This window comes from Alicycliphilus sp. T452 (assembly GCF_054512775.1).
This window is the reverse complement of the sequence record NZ_JBTNEH010000013.1, coordinates 36,144-56,471: the sequence shown is the minus strand read 5'-3', so window position 1 is coordinate 56,471 and position 20,328 is coordinate 36,144. Positions and strand designations below refer to the sequence as shown.

Annotated in this window: 19 protein-coding genes; 8 read left to right on the top strand and 11 right to left on the bottom strand. The window is 69.2% G+C overall.

Annotated elements, in window-relative coordinates:
• Window positions 1–15: 15 nt before the first annotated feature.
• The 4 genes from ACX12L_RS12990 to ACX12L_RS12975 all read right to left on the bottom strand — a co-directional run bounded on the left by ACX12L_RS12990 (window position 16) and on the right by ACX12L_RS12975 (window position 4,008).
• Window positions 16–1,083, bottom strand: a complete 1,068-nt coding sequence (locus tag ACX12L_RS12990; RefSeq protein WP_459262973.1) for a c-type cytochrome — start codon at window positions 1,081–1,083, stop codon at window positions 16–18.
• A complete protein-coding gene (soxC, locus tag ACX12L_RS12985) occupies window positions 1,067–2,416 on the bottom strand; it encodes a sulfite dehydrogenase (RefSeq protein WP_459263031.1) in 1,350 nt (449 codons plus the stop codon). The genes ACX12L_RS12990 and soxC overlap by 17 nt, the downstream gene beginning before the upstream one ends.
• Before the next feature lie 132 nt (window positions 2,417–2,548).
• Window positions 2,549–3,019: a thioredoxin domain-containing protein gene (locus ACX12L_RS12980; RefSeq protein ID WP_459262972.1), complete on the bottom strand. Its 471-nt coding sequence runs from the start codon at window positions 3,017–3,019 to the stop codon at window positions 2,549–2,551.
• The gene (locus ACX12L_RS12975) at window positions 3,016–4,008 is read right to left on the bottom strand and encodes an MBL fold metallo-hydrolase (RefSeq protein ID WP_459262971.1); all 993 of its coding nucleotides are present in this window, start codon (window positions 4,006–4,008) and stop codon (window positions 3,016–3,018) included. Before ACX12L_RS12975 ends, ACX12L_RS12980 begins: the two co-directional genes overlap by 4 nt.
• Window positions 4,009–4,055: 47 nt before the next feature.
• Between ACX12L_RS12975 and ACX12L_RS12970 the strand changes: the two genes are divergently transcribed.
• Window positions 4,056–5,165, top strand: coding sequence for a YeeE/YedE family protein (locus ACX12L_RS12970; RefSeq protein ID WP_459262970.1), 1,110 nt, complete (start codon window positions 4,056–4,058; stop codon window positions 5,163–5,165).
• Window positions 5,166–5,233: 68 nt separating this feature from the next.
• Here the strand turns inward: ACX12L_RS12970 and ACX12L_RS12965 are convergent, their stop codons facing one another.
• Genes ACX12L_RS12965 through ACX12L_RS12955 form a run of 3 tightly spaced genes read right to left on the bottom strand, consistent with a single transcriptional unit; the run spans window position 5,234 to window position 7,427 of the window.
• Complete coding sequence (locus ACX12L_RS12965) at window positions 5,234–5,830, bottom strand: c-type cytochrome (RefSeq protein ID WP_459262969.1); 597 nt, start codon at window positions 5,828–5,830, stop codon at window positions 5,234–5,236.
• Window positions 5,827–7,101, bottom strand: a complete 1,275-nt coding sequence (locus ACX12L_RS12960; RefSeq protein WP_459262968.1) for an FCSD flavin-binding domain-containing protein — start codon at window positions 7,099–7,101, stop codon at window positions 5,827–5,829. Before ACX12L_RS12960 ends, ACX12L_RS12965 begins: the two co-directional genes overlap by 4 nt.
• Window positions 7,102–7,112: 11 nt before the next feature.
• Entirely contained in the window at window positions 7,113–7,427 is a 315-nt protein-coding gene (locus ACX12L_RS12955) for a c-type cytochrome (protein WP_459262967.1), read from the bottom strand.
• 177 nt (window positions 7,428–7,604) lie between these two features.
• Here ACX12L_RS12955 and ACX12L_RS12950 point away from each other — a divergent pair, with 177 nt between their 5' ends.
• Entirely contained in the window at window positions 7,605–8,018 is a 414-nt protein-coding gene (locus tag ACX12L_RS12950; RefSeq protein ID WP_459262966.1) for a DsrE family protein, read from the top strand.
• Window position 8,019: 1 nt separating this feature from the next.
• On the opposite strand, the gene ACX12L_RS12945 is transcribed toward ACX12L_RS12950, so the two are convergent.
• From ACX12L_RS12945 to ACX12L_RS12935, 3 genes are all read right to left on the bottom strand, one after another.
• Entirely contained in the window at window positions 8,020–8,343 is a 324-nt protein-coding gene (locus ACX12L_RS12945) for an ArsR/SmtB family transcription factor (protein ID WP_459262965.1), read from the bottom strand.
• 145 nt (window positions 8,344–8,488) lie between these two features.
• The gene (locus tag ACX12L_RS12940) at window positions 8,489–9,355 is read right to left on the bottom strand and encodes a universal stress protein (protein ID WP_459262964.1); all 867 of its coding nucleotides are present in this window, start codon (window positions 9,353–9,355) and stop codon (window positions 8,489–8,491) included.
• Window positions 9,356–9,492: 137 nt separating this feature from the next.
• Window positions 9,493–10,398 carry a LysR family transcriptional regulator gene (locus ACX12L_RS12935; protein WP_459262963.1) on the bottom strand — a complete coding sequence of 302 codons (906 nt, stop codon included), beginning with the start codon at window positions 10,396–10,398 and terminating at the stop codon, window positions 9,493–9,495.
• A 93-nt stretch (window positions 10,399–10,491) separates the two neighbouring features.
• On the opposite strand from ACX12L_RS12935, the gene ACX12L_RS12930 reads away from it, so the two are divergent.
• The 3 genes from ACX12L_RS12930 to ACX12L_RS12920 are packed head-to-tail and all read left to right on the top strand — an operon-like array spanning window position 10,492 to window position 13,255.
• The gene (locus ACX12L_RS12930) at window positions 10,492–11,844 is read left to right on the top strand and encodes an acyclic terpene utilization AtuA family protein (protein WP_459262962.1); all 1,353 of its coding nucleotides are present in this window, start codon (window positions 10,492–10,494) and stop codon (window positions 11,842–11,844) included.
• Between the two features lie 14 nt (window positions 11,845–11,858).
• Window positions 11,859–12,221: an AtuA-related protein gene (locus ACX12L_RS12925; protein WP_094438663.1), complete on the top strand. Its 363-nt coding sequence runs from the start codon at window positions 11,859–11,861 to the stop codon at window positions 12,219–12,221.
• Between the two features lie 50 nt (window positions 12,222–12,271).
• Window positions 12,272–13,255 (top strand): Bug family tripartite tricarboxylate transporter substrate binding protein, encoded by a 984-nt coding sequence (locus ACX12L_RS12920; protein ID WP_459262961.1) that lies wholly within the window; start codon window positions 12,272–12,274, stop codon window positions 13,253–13,255.
• Between the two features lie 68 nt (window positions 13,256–13,323).
• On the opposite strand, the gene ACX12L_RS12915 is transcribed toward ACX12L_RS12920, so the two are convergent.
• Window positions 13,324–14,382, bottom strand: a complete 1,059-nt coding sequence (locus ACX12L_RS12915; RefSeq protein ID WP_459262960.1) for an AI-2E family transporter — start codon at window positions 14,380–14,382, stop codon at window positions 13,324–13,326.
• A gap of 205 nt (window positions 14,383–14,587) precedes the next feature.
• Between ACX12L_RS12915 and ACX12L_RS12910 the strand changes: the two genes are divergently transcribed.
• From ACX12L_RS12910 to lpdA, 3 genes are all read left to right on the top strand, one after another.
• The gene (locus ACX12L_RS12910; RefSeq protein ID WP_459262959.1) at window positions 14,588–17,464 is read left to right on the top strand and encodes a 2-oxoglutarate dehydrogenase E1 component; all 2,877 of its coding nucleotides are present in this window, start codon (window positions 14,588–14,590) and stop codon (window positions 17,462–17,464) included.
• 52 nt (window positions 17,465–17,516) lie between these two features.
• Complete coding sequence (gene odhB / locus ACX12L_RS12905) at window positions 17,517–18,782, top strand: 2-oxoglutarate dehydrogenase complex dihydrolipoyllysine-residue succinyltransferase (RefSeq protein WP_459262958.1); 1,266 nt, start codon at window positions 17,517–17,519, stop codon at window positions 18,780–18,782.
• Window positions 18,783–18,867: 85 nt separating this feature from the next.
• On the top strand, window positions 18,868–20,295 hold the full coding sequence (gene lpdA, locus ACX12L_RS12900; protein WP_459262957.1) for a dihydrolipoyl dehydrogenase: 1,428 nt from the start codon (window positions 18,868–18,870) through the stop codon (window positions 20,293–20,295).
• The last annotated feature ends 33 nt before the right edge of the window (window positions 20,296–20,328 follow it).

The following is a 20,328-nucleotide window of genomic DNA, read 5'->3' as shown; positions in this document are numbered from 1 at the left end:
GAAAAAGGGATGCGATCAAGGCTTGGCCATGGCGGCCAGCCAGCGCGCGATGGACTGCACCTCGTCGTCGCCGAGCGCCTGCGGCGGCATGGGCACGTTGCCCCATACGCCGCTGCTGCCCGCGCGGATGCGGCCCGCGATGTAGTCTGCCTTGCCGTGGTATTTCCTGCCGATGTCGGCGAAGGAGGGGCCCACGAGCTTGCCGTTCACCGCATGGCAGGCGGTGCAGGCGTTCTTGTCGAGCAGGGCGATGGGGACCGCGGGCCCCGCGTCCGCGGCCGGCTTCGCGGGGGCCTCGGCCGGGTCGGCCGTCTGCACGCCGCGCTGCGCGCCCACGGGCCGGTTCTGGTCCGCGAGGTTGCCGTGGTTGTTGCGCGCGAAATCGGGCAGGCGCGACGCCACCTTGGGCTCCACGGGGCAGTCGCGCATGCAGGCCTTGGCGGCCGTGTCGGGCTTGAGGCCCTTGCCGAACTCGGGGCCGGGCCACAGGGCATGCTGGGTGGTCACGCCGTTGCGGTTGGGCATGCGCGCCTGCACCTCGCCGATGTTCCTGTCCGAGAGCGTGAAGTCGTCGGGCACGATGCCGCCGAGGTTGAGCAGGTAGGCCGTGACGGCGTAGACCTCCTCGGTGTTCAGCGACTTGGGCTGGTTCCAGGGCATGGCGCGGTGGATGTAGTCCCACAGCGTGGAGACGGTGGGCACCTTCATCAGCGTGGTGCGGCCCGGGAAGCCCGTGTCGCGCAGGCGGGCCACGCGGCCGGTCTGGATGTCCTCGGGCGTGGTGCCGCCCACCAGGGGGCTGAACACCTCGTTCGACTCGCCGAACACACCGTGGCACGAGGCGCACTTGGCCTCCCACACGTCCTGGCCGCGCTGCACGCTGCCGGAGCCGGGGGGCAGGCCCTTGAAGTCGGGGCGCACGTCGATGTCCCAGGCCGCCACCTCCTTGGGCGTGGCGTCGCGGCCAATACCGGGATATGCAGCGGGGTAGCCGCCGGGCTTGCCCTGCGCCTGGGCGCCCAGGCCCGCGCAGAGGGCCGCCGCCAGCACGCAGGCGCGCAGCAGGTCAGGAGAGCTGGACATTGATCACCTCCCCGCTGGCCTGCACCGCCCAGGACTGGATGGCGTTGTTGTGGTAGATCGAGCGCGTGCCGCGCACGGCGCGCAATTGCTGGTAGCTGGGCTGCACGTAGCCGGTCTCGTCCATGGCGCGGCTCTGGATGATGGCGGGCTGGCCGTCCCACACCCAGTCCAGATGGAAGCGCGTGAGGCACTTGGAGAGCACGGGCGATTCGAGCCGCGCCGTGCGCCAGTTGCGCCCGCCGTCCACGCTCACGTCCACGCGCTGGACCTTGCCGCGCCCGGACCAGGCCAGGCCCGTGATGTTGTAGAAACCCTTGTCCAGCAGCATCTGCCCGCCCGAGGGCGTGGTCACCACGCTCTTGCATTCCTGGATGCTGGTGTACTGGCGGTGCTGGCCGTCGGGCATCAGGTCGATGTAGTGCACGGCCTCGTCCTTGGCGGCCCAGGGCTGGTCGCCCACCTCGATGCGGCGCAGGTACTTCACCCAGCTCACGCCCTGCACGCCGGGCACCACCAGGCGCAGCGGGTAGCCCTGCTCGGGCCGCAGCATCTCGCCGTTCTGGCCGTAGGCCACGAGCACCTCGCCCGACTCGATGAGCTCCATCGGGATGGTGCGCGTCATCGACGAGCCGTCCGCGCCCTCGGCCAGCACGAAGCGGCCCTTCCTGAAGTCGGCGCCGGCCATCTGCAGCAGCGTGATGAGCGGCACGCCCGTGAACTCGCTGCACGAGAGCATGCCGTGCGTGTACTGCACCGTGGGCACGGCCACGTTGCCCCATTCCATGCCCGTGTTGGCGCCGCATTCGATGAAGTGAAAGCGCGACACCGGGGGCAGGCGCATGATCTCGTCCATGGTGAAGACCTTGGCGGCCTTGACCATGCCGTTGACCATGAGCCGGTGTTTGGACGGATCGATGTCCCACCAGCCCTGGTGGTGCCGCTCGAAGTGCAGGCCGCTGGGCGTGACGATGCCGAACAGCGACTGCAGCGGCGCGAACGACACCGAGGCCTGCCGCGTCTGCGTCAGGCCGGGGCTGGTGCGGCGCTGCACGTTGGTCTCGTACTTCGAGGGCTTGCCGTAGCCTTCGGCGGCCACGGGCTGCCCCAGGCCCGTGCTGTGCGCGGGCAGCTGCAGGATGGCCGGGTCGCCATCGCCCGTCGCGCCCTGGGCCACGGCCGCGCCGGCGGCCATGCCCGACGCCGCGGCGGCGAATGCATTGCGTATGAAATCGCGCCGGCCGGCGCGCCCTTCGGCGAAGACGGTGCGCACACCATCGCCTTGGATGAAGTTTTCGGGCGCCTTGCGCACCCGGCCCGATGCCCAGCTTGGCAGGTTCACGGCGGGGGACTCCTTGGATCCGCTCTGCGGCGATTCTTTAAATAAGTATATGTTTATGTAATGATTCTAGAGGCGAAGGAGCCGTGTGGCATGCCTGATCGCCTCGGTGAAAACCCTTGACCTCGGTCAGGCACGCACCGCCGCCCGGGCCTGCTCCATGCGCTGGTCGAGGTAGGCGCCGTAGAAGTCCGGGATGTAGCTGCCGCTCAGCCGCTGGGCCACCTCGCGGCCGCCGCGCCCGAAGAACATCACCGTGGGCGCCATGCTCACGCCCAAGGCCTTGAGCAGCGCGCCCTGCGTGGTGGCGCGGCCCTCCCAGTCGCGCACGGGTCGCGGGTCGCGCAAGTCGATCTGCACCACGGCCATGCCCCCGCGCCAGGCCGGCAGCAGGTAGTGCTCGCGCACGACGCGGCAGAACGGGCAGCCCGCGAGGCTGGCCATCACCACCAGCGGCTCGCGCTGCGCGAGCGCTCCCGCCAGTTCATCGGCCAGAGAGGAAGGCGCGGGCAAGTCCCTGTCCGCGGCGAAGGCGCCGGGCAGCGCGCAGGCCAGCCCCGCGCCCAGCATCCATTCGCGGCGCCGCCAGGCCGGACTCATGGCGCCTCCCGTTCCATCAGCAGGTAGGTGTTGTAGGCGTTCATGCGGTTGGCGGGACCGAACAGCGGCAGGCGCTCGAAGGCCGACCAGTCCGTGGCCTTGTAGGCCTCTTCGAACGGCGTCATGTCGCGCGCGGCCTGGCCCATGGATGCGCGCAGGTAGGTCAGGTAGTCGCGCGTGAGCTTCATGTCCTGGACGGCCTCGGTCGATGCCGGCCCGTGGCCGGGCACGATCACCGTGGCGCCGAAGGCCAGCAGCTTGTCGAGCGAGGCGATCCAGTTGCGGCTGTCGGCCTGGCCCACGAAGGGAATGCGCTTGCGGAATACCAGGTCGCCCGCGTACAGCACCTTGGCGCCGGGCACGAACACCGCCAGGTCCTCGGGCGTGTGCGCGGGCCCCACGGGCTGCACCACGAAGCGCGTGCCGCCGACCTCGAATTCGCGCCGCCCGTCGATCCACTCCGTGGCGGCCACCAGCCGCGTCTGCGCGTCGATCCAGGGCGCCAGTTGCTCGCGCGAGGCCTGCAGGCGCAGTTGCGCGGTGTCGGAAACCAGGTACTCGCGCCCCGCCTGGTGCGCAATGATCTTCGCGCCCGCATCGGCAAACGCCTGCAGGCCGTACACGTGGTCGGCGTGGTAGTGCGTCAGCACCACGTGCGTGACCTTCTGCGGGGTGATGCGGGCGATCTCGGCCAGCAGGCTCCGCGCCAGCGCGGGCGAGCCCAGCGCGTCGATCACCACCACGCCCGCGGGCGTGACCACGAAGCCCGCGTTGGAGATGAAGTTCTGGTTGGCCGGCGAACCCAGGGCCGACAGCCCCTCCACATACCAGCAGTGGGGCGCCACCTCGCGCGGCACCATGGGCGGCGGTGCGGCGGGTGCGCCGTCGGCGGCCTGCGCATAGCGTGCCCAGGCAGCGCCCATGCCTGCCGCCAGCACCGAGCAGCCGCAGCGCCGAAGAAGTTGACGCCGATCAATCCTGGATTCCATGATGTTCCCTTACCATTCATCAGTAATTGCTTATTTGATTATTTGATATGGCGATCGAACTGGCAAGCATGGTGGAGCGCCACGGCACGGGTACCGTGCTGGCCGCGGGCGGCGCGGTGGTCGGGGTGCTGTTCGGCTTTTTCGCGCAGCGCTCGCGCTTTTGCCTGCGCGCGGCGGTGGTCGAGTTCTGGCACGGCACGTTCGGCGAAAAGCTGTCGGTCTGGCTGCTGGCCTTTTCCACGGCGCTGGTCGCGGCGCAGGGGTTGATCCTGGCCGGTGGCCTGGACGTGGGCGGCGCGCGCCAGCTCGCCAACCGCGGCAGCCTGTCGGGCGCGCTGGCCGGCGGCCTGCTGTTCGGCGCCGGCATGATCATGACGCGCGGCTGCGCCAGCCGCCTGCTGGTGCTGTCGGCCAACGGCAACCTGCGCGCGCTGCTGTCGGGGCTGGTGTTCGCGGTCACGGCGCAGGCGGCGCTCTCGGGCAGCCTGGCGCCCCTGCGGGGCGCGATCTCCGGCTGGTGGACGGTGGAGGGCGGTGCCTCGCGCGATCTGCTGGCCCTGCTGCACGTGGGCCATGGCGGGGGCCTGGCCTTCGGCCTGGCGTGGATGGCGGTGGCGGTGTTCTTCTCGCTGCGCAGCGGCAACCGGCCGTGGATGTGGGTGGGCGGCGTCGGCACTGGGCTGGCGGTGGCGCTGGCGTGGTGGTTCACCTACGCGGTGTCGCAGGCCAGCTTCGACGTGGTGCAGGTCCAGGGCCTGACGTTCAGCGGCCCCTCGGCCGAGTGGCTGATGCGCGTGCTGGCCAGCCCGGCGCCCGCCTTCGGCTTCGACGCGGGCATGCTGCCCGGCGTGTTCGCGGGCTCGTTCATCGGCGCGCTGGTGGGGCGCGAGTTCAAGGTCGAAGGCTTCAAGGACGGCTACGGCATGGCGCGCTACATCGCCGGCGCCATGGCGATGGGCTTCGGCTCCATGCTGGCCGGGGGCTGCGCCGTGGGCGCGGGCATGACGGGCGGCGCCATCTTCGCGCTCACCGCGTGGCTCACGCTGCTGGGCATGTGGGCCGGCGCCGGCCTGATGGAGCGCTGGCTGGCCGAGCCGGTGCACACCGCGCGGCCCATCACGCAGCAGGCGCCGGTGGTGACGCCGGTGGCGCCTTGAGCGAGTTTCAAGGCGAAATCGGCCTCCAGCGCTTTTTCAGCAAGCGTTGATAGCTATTGAATCAATAGCTACCGGCCGCTGAGGTACTCGGCCACGGCCGCCATCTCCAGCGCCGTCATCTTCTCCGCCACCGTGTGCATCACGGCATTGTCGTTGTTGCGTTCGCGCTTGCTGAACTGCTGGAGCTGGTTCTCGGTGTAGGCCGCGTGCTGGCCTGCGAGCCGCGGCAAGGCGGCGCTGCCCGCGGCGTCGGGGCCATGGCAACTGGCGCAGGCAGGCACGCCGCTCCACCGGTTGCCCGTGTGGTAGATGTACTGGCCGACGGCGGCGAGCTGTGCGTTCCTGGACGGCTCCCTGTGCGGCTGGCGGCTGGCGAAGAACTGGCCCAGCGCGGCCATGTCCTCGGGCGAGAGGCCGGTGACCATGCTGGCCATGGCCGTGCTCCTGCGCTTGCCGGATTTGAAGTTCTCCAACTGCTTGGCGATGTACTCGGCGTTCTGGCCCGCCAGGCGCGGGAACACCTCGCTGGCCGATTCGCCCTCGGCGCCATGGCACAGGAAGCACGAGCCGCCGACGATCTTGCGGGCGCGGGCCTCATCGGCCTGCGCACAGGCCATGCCCACGGCCAGGGCCGTGAGCGCGGCCCACTGCCATCGGCCCCTCATGCCAGCGTGTCCGCCCAGATGTTGCGCGCCCAGGCCATGGCATGGCGGCCTTCCAGCTCGCTGGCCGCCACCGACACGCCGCCGGCGCCGGGCACCGGCAGCATGGTCTTCTGCGCCGCGTCGTAGCGGTGCACGCTGGCCACGTGCACCACGTCGGTGTCGCTGACGAAGCTGTAGCAGGTGTTGTTGTAGACCGGCAGCGGGTTGGGCTCGCGCCCGGCCAGCAGCGCCACGATGGCGGCCGCCGCCACCTTGCCGTGCTGGTTGGCCATGTGGCCGGACTTGGGCATGGCGGGGGCGATTTGCAGCGCGTCGCCCAGGATGTGGATGTTCCGGGCCGCCTTGGATTCCATGGTGAGCCAGTCCACCTCGCACCAGCGCTTGTTGGCGGTGGTGAGGCCGGCGTTGTGGGCGATGTCGCCCGCGCGCTGGGGCGGCACCACGTTGAGCACCTGGGCCCTGATGTCGTCGTTGAACTCGAACTTGAGCGTGCCGGTGGCGGCATCCACGTCGGCCAGCGCGTGCTTGGGCCGGTATTCGACGATGCCCTTGTAGCGCTCGGCCCAGGCCTTCTTGAACAGCGGGCCCTTGGAGGTCACGTCGTCGTTGGCATCGAGGATCAGCACCTTCGACTTCGGCTTGGCCTGGCTGAAGTAGTGCGCCACCTGGCAGGCGCGCTCGTAGGGGCCGGGCGGGCAGCGGTAGGGCGCCAGCGGGATGGCCAGCGCGTACACGCCGCCGTCGGGCATGGCCTCCAGCTGCCTGCGCAGTGCCACGGTTTGCGGCCCGGCCTTCCAGGCGTGCAGCACCTTGTCCTGCGCGCCGGGGGCCTTCAGGCCGGGAAGCTCGTCCCGCATGAATTCGATGCCGGGCGAGAGCACCAGCCGGTCGTAGGCCAGCGTGGCGCCGCCGGCCAGCCGCACCTGGCGCTTGTCGGGGTCGATGGCCACGGCGCGGTCCCTGGCGATCTTGACGCCGTGGCGCCGGGCCAGGTTGTCGTAGGGCGTGGTGATGTCGGCCATCTGCTTGCTGCCGCCCAGGACCAGGTTGGAGATGGGGCAGGAGACGAAGGCCTCGCTCGGCTCGACCAGCGTGACCTCGACGCGGCCTTCGGACCACATGCGGATGTACTTGGCCGCGGTGGCGCCGCCGTAGCCCCCGCCCACCACGACCACCTTGCCCCCCGCGCCAGCGGCGGTGGATGCGCAGCCCGAGGCCAGGCCCAGCACGGAAGCCGCGGAGGCGGCACCGATGAATTGACGACGATCCATGGCGTGCTCCCTCACTTCTTCTGTGCCGCGAACCAGGCGGCGAGCGCCGCGAGCTGCTCGTCGCTGTAGCCCTTGCTGAGCTGGTGCATGATGGTGGCGGGCTTGGCGCCGCTCTTGAAGTCCATCAGCTTCTTGAGCATGTCGTCCTTGTTGGCGCCCGCCAGCGGTTCGTTGCCCGGCAGGGCCTGGCCGTTGGTGCCGTGGCAGTTGGCGCAGGCGGCGGCCCAACTGCGCACCTGCAGCGGATCGGTCTGCGCATGGGCCGCGCCCGCCGCCACCGCCAGCAAGGCAGCGGCGGCAAGGCCGGAAAACAGGGATGGGTTCATGTCGTGGGGCCTCCGGGAATGCGCTGCGTTGGTCGTGGCAGAATAAAAAATTCGCCACCGCTTATATATGCGCTGGATGATAGGTGGCAGGCCATGGCTGGCACCTGGGAAGAACCCGGATACCGTGCCGGGGCCGTTTTCTGGAAGACTCCTCAGCCTTACAAGGACAACAACACCATGAGACAAACCTTTTGCGCCGTGCTGCTCGCGCTGTGCGCCGCCACGGCCAGCGCGCAGGACGTCAAGGCCGTGTACCACGTGAATACCGGCCTCGACTCGGCGGCCCGCATACTGGGCAACATCACGAACCACGTCAACGCCGACCCGCAGGCCAGGATCGTGGTGGTGACGCATGGCGCCGGGGTCGATTTCCTGCTCTCGGACGCCAAGGACGCCCAGGGGCGCGAGTTCAGCGGGCAGGTGAGCGCGCTGGCCTCGCGCGGCGTGGAGTTCCGCGCCTGCGGCAACACGCTGCAGGCGCGCAAGATCGACGTGGGCCGCCTGCTGATGGAGGCCAAGGTCGTCCCCTCGGGCGTGGCCGAGGTGGCGCGCCTGCAGGGCAGGGAAGGCTACGCCTACCTCAAGCCGTGATTCATTCCTGATCGATGGCGATCTGCACGCAGATGCTGCGGCACATCTGCACGGCCTTGTCGTTCGCGATGAAGTAATAGATGCTCACGCCCTCGCGGCGGCGGCCCAGTATGCCGGCCTGGTACAGCGTGTTGAGGTGCTGGGACATGTTGGGCTGGGTGGTGTCGATCTCGGCGAGCAGCTCGCTCACGTTCTTCTCGCCGTTGCACAGGGCGCTGATGATCTTGAGCCGCATGGGCGCGGCCATGGCGCGGAACAGCTCCGCAGCGGTCTCAAAGACGCTGTCATCCTCGATCGCCGGTGATGTCGTGTTCGTGGTGCCCATGCAAGCCTGCCTCGTGCCCTGCAGGCCGAGCTTGCCTGCGGTGCCAATGGAGCCCCGTAGTCTACGCGGGAATACGCGAGGATCCTATATCGCTATATAAATTCGGATATTGCGCAAATTTTGGCCTTGAGAGCTGGTGGCACGTTCAGCGCAGCACCAGCATGGGCACGCTGCACAGGCGCAGCAGCGCCGTGGTGGTGCTGCCCACGATGAGCTGGCGGATGCGCGAGTGCCCGTAGGCGCCCAGCACGAGCAGTGCGTCGCCGTGTTTTTCCATCAGCGCCGGAATCGCCTCCTCGGGGGGGCCGGCCACGAACTGCGTGCCCACCTCGAAGCCGGCCTGGCCCAGCAGCGCCTGCGCCTCGTCCAGGTGTTTCTGCGCCTGGGGCGTGGCCTCGCCCGCCATGGCCAGCAGGCCCGGCATGCCGCGCAGCAGCGGGCTGCGCGCCACGGCCTGCACTGCGCGGTGGGCGGTGGCGCTGCCGTCGTAGGCCACGACGAAGCTGCCGGGGGGGCTGAAGTCCGGCCGGGTCATGACCAGCACCGGCTGGCGCACCTGGCGCACCACGCTCTCCACCCGGTGGTCCAGCCGCAGCTTGCGCGGGCTGGTGGCCGGGCGGTTGCTGCCAAGCACGAACAGGCGCGCGCCGGGCTCGCATTCCAGCAGCGCGTCGGTCAGGTCGCCCTGGCGCAGCAGCACCTGCAGCGTGCCGGCGACGTCCTCGGGCACGCGCACGCACGCCTGATCCAGCATGCGCCGCGCGGCCTCGCGCGCCAGCCGGGTGCGCTCCTCGTCCAGGGTGTTGAGGCGCTCGAGCAGCAGGTCCTGCGCGCCCATGCCTATCACGCCGCTGTAGTCGCCCACGGGCGGCAGCGGCTCGGGCTGCTGCAGCACGTGCAGCAGCGCCAGGGGCGCGCCCAGCCGCTGCGCGGCCCAGGCAGCGCCATCCACCACGGCATACGTGGTGGCCAGTCCATCGACGCAGGCGTACACGGTGTTCTGGGTGGTCATGCGGTGTCCTCCTTGGGAGGCAGTGTGGCACTGCGGTCGCGCCTGTGCCAGCGGAAAGCCGTACCGTGCAAGCGCATTGTGGTTAATCGGTGCAGAACCTTTGCCTGCAGGGTGTGGGCAGCTATCGTTTTTGATGGTCAATCACTGCGTGGGCGTTCGCGCAGCACATGCGCGTGCAGCGCCTGGGCCGCCGCGGACAGGCCGCGGTCGCGCCGGCGCACCAGGTAGATCTGCCGCGTGAGCCCGGGCAGCGCCAGCGGCCGTGTCGCCAGCTCGGGGTGCTGGAAGTGGAACAGCGTGAAGGTCGGCACCACGCTGATGCCCAGCCCCGCGCGCACCATGCCGGTCACGGTGGCGAGCTGCTCGACCTCCAGCATGGTGCGCATGGCCTGGGGGTGGAAGGCCGCCTCCAGGTACTGGCGCACGCTGCTGTGCCGCGCCAGGTGGATGAAGGGCCATTGGGCCAGCGCGCGCAGCGACGCGGGCGCGCCGCCGGGCAGGGGCCGCGCGGCCAGCGGGTGGTCCGTGCGGCACACCAGGTGGAAGCCGTCGCGGCAGAACGGCTCGGCCTGCAGTTCGGGCGTGTCGGCGCGTATGGCGGCCAGCGCGAAGTCGGCCCGGCCCGTCGCCACGCGCTCGATGCAAGGCTCGGACAGCACGTCGGCAATGTCCAGCTCCACGCCCGGGTGCCGGGCATGAAAGCCCGCCAGCACGCCCGGCAGCCACCCCGCGGCCAGCGACGGCAGCAGCGCGATGGCCACGCGCCCGCGCCGCAGCGTGGCCGCGTCGCGCATGGCGGCCAGCGCCGCATCCACCTCGGCGCGGATGCGCAGCGCGGATGCGTGGAAGTTCTCGCCCTCGGCCGTCAGATCCACGTGGCGCGTGCTGCGGTCGAACAGGCGCAGGCCCAGGCCGTCCTCCAGCGCGCGGATGAGCGCGCTGAACGCCGGCTGCGACAGGTGGCACTGCGCGGCCGCGCGCGTGAAGCTGCGCTGCGCGGCCAGGGCGAGGAAGGCGTCGATCTGGCGCGAGGAGATATTCATTTGTTTTGTCGATGAATTGATTTTGACAATCTATTTCACAGAATAACCCAGCGCGCCTACAGTGCGCCGCAGGAGACAACCCGAGGACACGCGATGGCGAACCCTTCATCCCTGCTCATAGGCTGCGCGGCCGGCTTCTCGGGCGACCGCACCGACGCCGCCGCGCCCGTGGTGCAGGCGCTCGTGGACAGCGGCCGCCCCGCCGTGCTGATCTTCGAGACCCTGGCCGAGCGCACGCTGGCGCTGGCCCAGCTGGCGCGCCGCGCCGACCCCGGGGCGGGCTACGAGCCGCTGCTCGACGAACTGCTGCGCCCCGTGCTCGCGCAGTGCCTGCGCCATGGCGTGCGCATCGTGAGCAACTTCGGCGCGGCCAACCCGCGGGGCGCTGCGCTGCGCATCCGGCAGCTGGCGGCCGAGCTGGGCGCGCGCCGCCCGCGCGTGGCCGTGGTGCACGGCGACGACCTGAGCGGGCCGCAGCACCGCGCCCTGCTGGCCGAGGCACTGGGACAGGACATGCCCGCGCAGCCCATCGTGAGCGCCAATGCCTACATTGGCGCCGGGCCGATCGCCGACGCGCTGCGCGCGGGCGCCGACATCGTCGTCTGCGGCCGCGTGGCCGACCCGTCGCTGGTGCTGGGCCCGGCGCTGGCGCACTACGGCTGGGCCATGGATGACTGGGACCGTCTCGCGCGCGCCACCATGGCCGGCCATCTGCTCGAATGCGGCGCGCAGGTCACGGGCGGCTACTTCGCCGACCCGGGCTACAAGGACGTGCCGGGCATGGCGCGCCTGGGCTATCCCATCGCCGAGATCGACGCCGACGGCCACTGCACCATCACCAAGCCCGGGGGCACGGGCGGGCGCGTGGACGAGCGCACGGTCAAGGAGCAGCTGCTGTACGAACTGCACGACCCCGCCGCCTACCTCACGCCCGACGTGGTGGCCGACATCACGCAGACCCGCGTCGCCTGGGCCGGCGCCGACCGCGTGCGCCTGGAGGGCGTGCGCGGCCATGCGCGGCCGCCCTCGCTCAAGGTGAACGTGTGCTTCGAGTCCGGCTGGTTCGCCGAGGGCGAGATCTCCTACGCCGGCGCGCGTGCCGAGGCGCGCGCGCGCCTGGCCGGCGAGGTGCTGCGCGAGCGCCTGGCGGGCGTGGCGCCGCTGCGCGTGGACCTGATCGGCGTGGCCAGTGTCTTTGCCGACGACGCCGGGCGCTGGCTGCAGGCCCATGTGGGCCAGGACGCGCAGGACGTGCGCCTGCGCGTGGCGCTGCAGCACCAGGACCATGCCGGCGCCCAGCGCCTGGTGCGCGAGGTGACGGCGCTGTACTGCTGCGGCCCGGCCGGCGGCGGCGGCGTGCGCACCGCCATGCGCCCGCGCCTGGGCACGGTGTCGTGCCTGGTGCCGCGCGCTGCGGTGGAAACGGGCTTCACGCTGCTGGACTGAAAGGCGCATCGACCATGACCGATACCGACCTGACCGTTCCCCTGTACCGCCTGGCGCACGGTCGCACGGGCGACAAGGGCAACCGCTCCAACATCAGCGTGATCGCCTGGCATCCCGCGCTCTGGGACCTGCTCGTGGAGCAGGTCACCGAGCAGGCCGTCGCGCGCCAGTTCGCGCTGCGCCGGCCCAGCCGCGTCACGCGCCATCTGCTGCCGCAGCTGCATGCGATGAACTTCGTGCTCGACGGCGTGCTCGACGGCGGCGTGAACGACGCGCTCAACCTCGACAGCCACGGCAAGGCGCTGTCCTTCCTGCTGCTGGACCTGCCCGTGCGGGTGCCGGCGGCGCTGGCGCGGCACCTGGCCGGCCCCCGGTGACGCGGGGCCGGCCCTTTTCCCTTTTTCAACATGGCAACACAGGAGACGACATGAACCCATCCACGCATCGCCGCCGCGCACTGGCCACCGCCGCTGCAGCCCTCGCACTGGCCCTGGCCGGCACGGCCGGCGCGCAGGCCCCGTATCCGGCCAAGGCCATCACCTTCGTCGTGCCGTTCGCGGCGGGCAGCGCCACCGACCAGCTCGCGCGCGCCCTGGGCCAGTCCGTCAGCACCGACACCAGGCAGCCCGTGGTGGTGGACAACAAGGCCGGCGCCAGCGGCATGATCGCCGCGCAGGCCGTGGTCAAGGCCGCGCCCGACGGCTACACCGTGCTCATCACCACCAATACCACGCACGCGGCCAACGAGCACCTGTACAAGAAGCTGCCCTACGACCCGGTGAAGGACTTCGCCCCGGTCACCGGCCTGGGCAAGGGCGGGCAGGTGCTGGTGGTGAACGCCAGCGCGCCCTACAAGAGCGTGGCCGAGCTGCTGGCCGCCGCGAAGAAGAACCCCGGCAAGCTCAGCTTCGGCAGCGGCAGCTCGTCGAGCCGCATGGCCGGCGAGATGCTCAAGCAGCTCGCGGGCGTGGACATCCTGCACGTGCCCTACAAGAGCAACCCGCTGGCCATCACCGACCTGCTGGGCGGGCAGATCGACATGATGATCACCGACACCTCCACCGGCGTGCCGCAGATCAAGGCGGGCAAGCTGCGCGCGCTGGGCTACTCCACGCAAAAGCGCGGCGCGCAGCTGCCCGACGTGCCCACCATCGCCGAGGCGGGCGTGAAGGGCTACGACATGGGCTACTGGTTCGCCGCCTACGTGCCCGCCGGCACGCCCGCGCCCGTGGTGGCGCGCCTCAACGAGCTGCTGGCCCACGCCACCAGGAGCGAGGCCGCCAGGTCGTTCTTCGACACCGCCGGCTCAGAGGCGTGGACCACCACGCCCGAGGAACTCGCCAGGTTCCAGGCGGAGGAAACCCGGAAATGGGGCAAGGTCATCAAGGCCGCAGGCATCGAGCCTGAATGATCGTGAGGGCGGTTTTTGAATGAAATTGGGCTGTGGCGCCCTATGGGTAAGCGCAAGCAGCTATCTTTTCAGGAGTCCTGTGTGTCGCCTGAAGGTGCGAACAGGTCCCAGGTGGCCATGAACAGCGCCGCGATGACGGGGCCGATGACGAAGCCGGTCAGCCCGAACAGCGCCATGCCGCCCAGGGTGGAGATCAGCACCACGTAGTCCGGCATCTTGGTGTCCTTGCCCACCAGCAGCGGGCGCAGCAGGTTGTCCACCAGGCCGATGACGCCGACGCCGTAGGCGGTCAGGATCACGGCCTGGCCGGTGGCTCCCGTGGCCAGGAAGTAAATGGCCACGGGTCCCCAGATCAGGCTGGCGCCCACCGCCGGCAGCAGCGACAGGAAGGCCATGAGCACGCCCCACATCACCGGCCCCTGGATGTCCAGGATCCAGAAGATGAGTCCGCCCAGCGCCCCCTGCGATGCCGCCACCACGATGTTGCCCTTGACGGTGGCGCGGATCACGGTGGTGAACTTGCGGGCCAGCTGGTCCTTGTGCTCCGTGTCCAGCGGAATGGCCTGGCGGATGCGCGCCGCCAGCCGCGGGCCGTCGCGCAGCAGGAAGAACAGCAGGTACAGCATGACGCCGAAGCTCACGATGAACTGCAGCGTGTTCTGCCCCACGTCCAGCGCCTTGGTGGCCAGGAACTGGCTGGCCTGGGCGCCCACGGCCGTCAGGCGCGCCTGCAGCTCGGCCAGGGAGGTGAGGTGGAAGCGGTCCAGCAGCGCCAGGACCCAGGCGGGCAGGGCGGCCAGCACCTGCTGCAGGTAGGCGCCGTAGTTCAGCTGCCCCGAGCGCGCCCGCTCGTAGGCCACGCTGGCCTCCTGCGCGAGGGAGAGGCCGATGAACACCATGGGCAGGATCACGATCACCAGGCAGATGCACAGCGTGATGAACGCGGCCAGGTTGCGCCGGCGCGGCATGCGCCGCAGCAGCCGGCGGTGCAGCGGCGTGAACAGGATGGCCAGCACCACGCCCCAGAAGATGGCGCCATTGAGCGGCCAGAGGATGGCGCCGAAGGCCAGGGTCACGGCGGCGAGCAGCAGCAGCAGGGTGCGGTTCTGGAGCAGGAGCGGGTGCATGGGCAGGCGGGTGTGGAAAACGGCCAACTGTAAGCCAAGCCGCATGGCGTTGCCTGGCGCGCCCGGCCGTGTTCGATGGCACAATAGCGCCCGCAAACGAGGTCCTTCCCCTGCCACAGTCGCATCCGCCAACCGGTTCAGCCGTGACGCGGAAGGTTTGTCAACCAGCTAATGCTTCCTTCAGGGAAGCGGAGGTCAGCGGAATATGAGCGAGCCCACATCCGTCTACCAAGCCTACCAAGGCAACACCTATCTCTTCGGCGGCAACGCCCCCTACGTCGAGGAGATGTACGAGAACTATCTTGCCAACCCCGGCAGCGTGCCGGATTCCTGGCGCGAATACTTTGACGCACTGCAACATGTGCCCGCGGTAGACGGCAGCAATGCCAAGGACGTTCCCCATCTTCCGGTCATCAACGCCTTTGCCGAACGTGCCAAGGCCGGCGGCACCCGGGTGGTCGTCGCCAGCACCGACGCCGAAATGGGCCGCAAGCGCACGGCCGTGCAGCAGCTCATCGCCGCCTACCGCAACGTGGGCGCACGCTGGGCCGACCTCGACCCCCTGAAGCGCGCCGAGCGTCCCGCCATTCCCGAGCTCGAGCCCTCGTTCTACGGCTTTGCCGATGCCGACCAGGAAACGGTGTTCGACACCAGCAACACCTTCTTCGGCAAGGACAACATGCCCCTGCGCGAGCTGCTCAATGCGCTGCGCGAAACGTACTGCGGCACCGTGGGCGCGGAATACATGTACGCCACCGACCAGACGCAAAAGCGCTGGTGGCAGCAGAGGCTCGAGAGCACCCGCAGCAAGCCCGCCTTCGACGCGGCCAAGAAGAAGCGCATCCTCGATCGCCTGACGGCCGCCGAGGGCCTGGAGCGCTACCTGCACACCAAGTACGTGGGCCAGAAGCGCTTCTCGCTCGAAGGCGGTGAGAGCTTCATCGCCGCCATGGACGAGCTGATCCAGTCCGCCGGCGCCAAGGGCGTGCAGGAAGTGGTGATCGGCATGGCCCACCGCGGCCGCCTGAACGTGCTGGTCAACACCCTGGGCAAGATGCCCAAGGACCTGTTCGCCGAGTTCGACCACACCGCGCCCGAAGACCTGCCCGCGGGCGACGTGAAGTACCACCAGGGCTTCTCCTCCGACGTGTCCACCCCCGGCGGCCCGGTGCACCTGAGCCTGGCGTTCAACCCCTCGCACCTGGAGATCGTGAACCCCGTGGTCGAGGGCTCGGTGCGCTCGCGCATGGACCGCCGCGCCGACCCCAAGGGCAAGCAGGTGCTGCCCGTGCTGGTGCACGGCGACGCGGCCTTCGCCGGCCAGGGCGTGAACCAGGAGACGCTGGCGCTGTCCGAGACCCGTGGCTACACCACGGGCGGCACGGTGCACATCATCATCAACAACCAGATCGGCTTCACCACGTCCGATCCGCGCGACCTGCGCTCCACGCTGTACTGCACCGACATCGTGAAGATGATCGAGTCGCCCGTGCTGCACGTGAACGGCGACGACCCCGAGTCCGTGTGCCTGGCCATGCAACTGGCGCTGGAGTACCGCATGGAGTTCTCCAAGGACGTGGTGGTGGACATCATCTGCTACCGCAAGCTGGGCCACAACGAGCAGGACACCCCCATGCTCACCCAGCCGTTGATGTACAAGAAGATCGCCCAGCACCCCGGCACGCGCAAGCTCTACGCCGACAAGCTGGCCGCGCAGGGCCTGGGCGAGACGCTGGGCGACGACATGGCCAAGGCCTACCGCGCCGCCATGGACGAAGGCAAGCACACCATGGACCCGGTGCTGACCAACTTCAAGAGCAAGTACGCCGTGGACTGGAGCCCGTTCCTGGGCAAGGTATGGACGGACGCCGCCGACACCGCCATCCCGCTGACCGAGTGGAAGCGCCTGGCCGAGCGCATCACCACCATCCCCGAGGGCGTCACGCCGCACATGCTGGTGAAGAAGGTCTATGACGACCGCGCCGCCATGGGCCGGGGCGAGCACAACGTGGACTGGGGCATGGGCGAGCACATGGCCTTCGCCTCGCTGGTGGCCAGCGGCTACCCCGTGCGCCTGTCGGGCGAGGACAGCGGCCGCGGCACCTTCACGCACCGCCACGCCGTCATCCACGACCAGAAGCGCGAGAAATGGGACGAGGGCACCTACGTGCCGCTGCAGAACGTGGCCGAGAACCAGGCGCCCTTCGTCGTCATCGACTCCATCCTGTCCGAAGAGGCGGTGCTGGCATTCGAATACGGCTACGCCTCGAACGACCCCAACACTCTGGTGGTCTGGGAAGCGCAGTTCGGCGACTTCGCCAACGGCGCCCAGGTGGTGATCGACCAGTTCATCGCCTCGGGCGAGGTGAAGTGGGGCCGCGTCAACGGCATCACGCTGATGCTGCCGCACGGCTACGAGGGCCAGGGCCCCGAGCACAGCTCGGCGCGCCTGGAGCGCTTCATGCAGATGGCGGCCGAGGCCAACATGCAGATCGTGCAGCCCACCACGGCCAGCCAGATCTTCCACGTGCTGCGTCGCCAGATGGTGCGCAACCTCAGGAAGCCCCTGATCATCATGACGCCGAAGTCGCTGCTGCGTAACAAGGACGCGACCTCGCCGCTGTCCGAGTTCACCAAGGGCGGCTTCCAGACCGTGCTGGGCGAGCAGGACGCTGCCATCGCCAAGAACGCCGCCAAGGTCAAGCGCATCATTGCCTGCTCGGGCAAGGTGTACTACGACCTGATGAAGAAGCGCACCGAGGCCGAACGCAGCGACGTGGCCATCGTCCGCGTCGAGCAGCTCTATCCCTTCCCGCACAAGGCCTTCGCCGCGGAGCTCAAGAAGTACGCGAATGTGACCGACATCGTGTGGTGCCAGGACGAGCCGCAGAACCAGGGTGCCTGGTTCTTCATCCAGCACAACATCCACGAGAACATGCACGAAGGCCAGAAGCTCGGCTACGCCGGCCGCGCCGCCTCGGCATCGCCCGCCGTGGGCTACGCACACCTGCACCAGGACCAGCAGAAGGCCCTGGTCGAGGCCGCCTTCGCCAAGCTCAAGGGTTTTGTCCTGACCAAGTAAGGCCACCAACCCACTCATTCAGAACAGAACACTTTTTGGAAAGAACACCAATATGGCAATCGTAGAAGTCAAGGTTCCCCAGCTGTCCGAGTCCGTGGCCGAGGCCACGCTGCTGCAGTGGAAGAAGAAGGCCGGCGAGGCCGTCGCCCAGGATGAGATCCTGATCGAGATCGAGACCGACAAGGTGGTGCTGGAAGTGCCGGCCCCGTCCGCCGGCGTGCTGGCCGAGCTGCTGGTGGGCGATGGCGGCACGGTCGTGTCCGACCAGCCCATCGCCAGGATCGACACCGAGGGCAAGGCCGGCGCCGCCGCCGCGCCCGCCGCTGCCGCTGCGGCGCCCGCCGCCGCGGCTCCCGTGGCTGCCGCCGCCGCGCCGGCCGCCGCCGGTGGCGGCAAGGGCGACGTGGCCATGCCCGCCGCCGCCAAGATCCTGGCCGAGAACAACCTGTCGGCCGCCCAGGTGGCCGGCAGCGGCAAGGATGGCCGCGTGACCAAGGGCGACGCCCTGGCGGCCGTGGCCGGTGGCGTCAAGTCCACCGCCGCCGTGATTCCCACCGGCGTGCCCACCAAGGCGCTGCCCCAGGTGGCGGCTCCGTCGTCGGCCCAGGACCTGGGCGAGCGCCCCGAGCAGCGCGTGCCCATGAGCCGCCTGCGCGCCCGCGTGGCCGAGCGCCTGCTGCAGTCGCAGTCCACCAACGCCATCCTGACGACCTTCAACGAGGTCAACATGGCCCCGGTGATGGAGATGCGCAAGAAGTTCCAGGACGCCTTCACCAAGGAACACGGCGTGAAGATCGGCTTCATGTCCTTCTTCGTCAAGGCGGCGGTGCATGCGCTCAAGAAGTTCCCGGTGCTCAACGCCTCGGTCGATGGCAACGACATCGTCTACCACGGCTACTTCGACATCGGCATCGCCGTCGGCTCGCCGCGCGGCCTGGTGGTGCCCATCCTGCGCAACGCCGACCAGATGAGCTTCGCCGACATCGAGAAGAAGATCGCCGAGTTCGGCAAGAAGGCGGCCGAGGGCAAGCTGGGCATCGAGGAGATGACCGGCGGCACGTTCTCGATCAGCAACGGCGGCACTTTCGGCTCGATGATGTCCACCCCCATCATCAACCCGCCGCAGTCGGCCATCCTGGGCGTGCACGCCACCAAGGACCGCGCCGTGGTCGAGAACGGCCAGGTCGTGGTGCGCCCGATGAACTACCTGGCCATGTCCTACGACCACCGCATCATCGACGGCCGCGAGGCCGTCCTGGGCCTGGTGGCCATGAAGGACGCCCTGGAAGACCCCTCGCGCCTGCTGTTCGACCTGTGATCCACAGCAGGGTGTAACTCTCGAAACCCACCCTCGGCCTGGCCCGGCGGTGGGTTTTTTCTCTCCCCCCATTCCTGAAGAAACCATGAGCAAACAATTCGACGTCATCGTCATCGGCGCCGGTCCCGGCGGCTACATCGCAGCCATCCGCGCAGCGCAGCTGGGCATGAACGTGGCCTGCATCGACGAGTGGAAGAACGCCGCAGGCGGCGCCGCGCCCGGCGGCACCTGCACCAACGTGGGCTGCATTCCGTCCAAGGCGCTGCTGCAGTCGAGCGAGCACTTCGAGCACGCCACCAAGCACTTCGCCGAGCACGGCATCAGCACCGGCAAGGTGACCATGGACGTGGCCACGATGATCGGCCGCAAGGACACCGTGGTGAAGCAGAACAACGACGGCATCCTGTACCTGTTCAAGAAGAACAAGGTCAGCTTCTTCCACGGCCGCGGCTCGTTCGCCAAGGCCGTCGAGGGCGGCTACGAGGTCAAGGTGGCGGGCAAGGCCGAAGAGACGCTGACGGCCAGGCAGGTCATCCTCGCCACCGGCTCCAACGCGCGTGCGCTGCCGGGCGTGGAGTTCGACGAGGTCAACGTGCTGTCCAACGACGGCGCGCTGGCCATCGGCGCGGTTCCCAAGAAGCTGGGCGTGATCGGCTCGGGCGTGATCGGCCTGGAGATGGGCAGCGTGTGGCGCCGCCTGGGCGCGGACGTGACCATCCTCGAAGGCCTGCCGACCTTCCTGGGCGCCGTGGACGAGCAGGTCGCCAAGGAAGCCAAGAAGGCGTTCGACAAGCAGGGCCTGAAGATCGAGCTGGGAGTGAAGATCGGCGAGATCAAGAACGGCAAGAAGGGCGTCTCGATCGCCTACGCCAACGCCAAGGGCGAAGAGCAGAAGCTGGACGTGGACAAGCTCATCGTCTCCATCGGCCGCGTGCCCAATACCATCGGCCTGAACCCCGAGGCCGTGGGCCTGCAGCTCGACGAGCGCGGCGCCATCGTGGTCGATGCCGACTGCAGGACCAACCTGCCCGGCGTCTGGGCCGTGGGCGACGTGGTGCGCGGCCCCATGCTCGCGCACAAGGCCGAGGAGGAAGGCGTGGCCGTGGCCGAGCGCATCGCCGGCCAGCACGGGCACGTCAACTTCAACACCATCCCCTGGGTCATCTACACCAGCCCCGAGATCGCCTGGGTCGGCCGCACCGAGCAGCAGCTCAAGCAGGACGGCGTGAAGTACAAGGCCGGCAGCTTCCCCTTCCTCGCCAACGGCCGCGCACGCGCGCTGGGCGACACCACGGGCTTCGTCAAGTTCCTGGCCGACGCCGCGACGGACGAGATCCTGGGCGTGCACATCGTCGGCCCGCTGGCCAGCGAGCTGATCGCCGAGGCCGTGGTGGCAATGGAGTTCAAGGCGAGCAGCGAAGACATCGCCCGCATCTGCCACGCGCATCCCTCGCTGTCCGAGGCGACCAAGGAAGCGGCGCTGGCCGTGGACAAGCGCACCCTCAACTTCTAAGGGTTTGAGGTGAAAATGGCTGCTTGCGCTTTC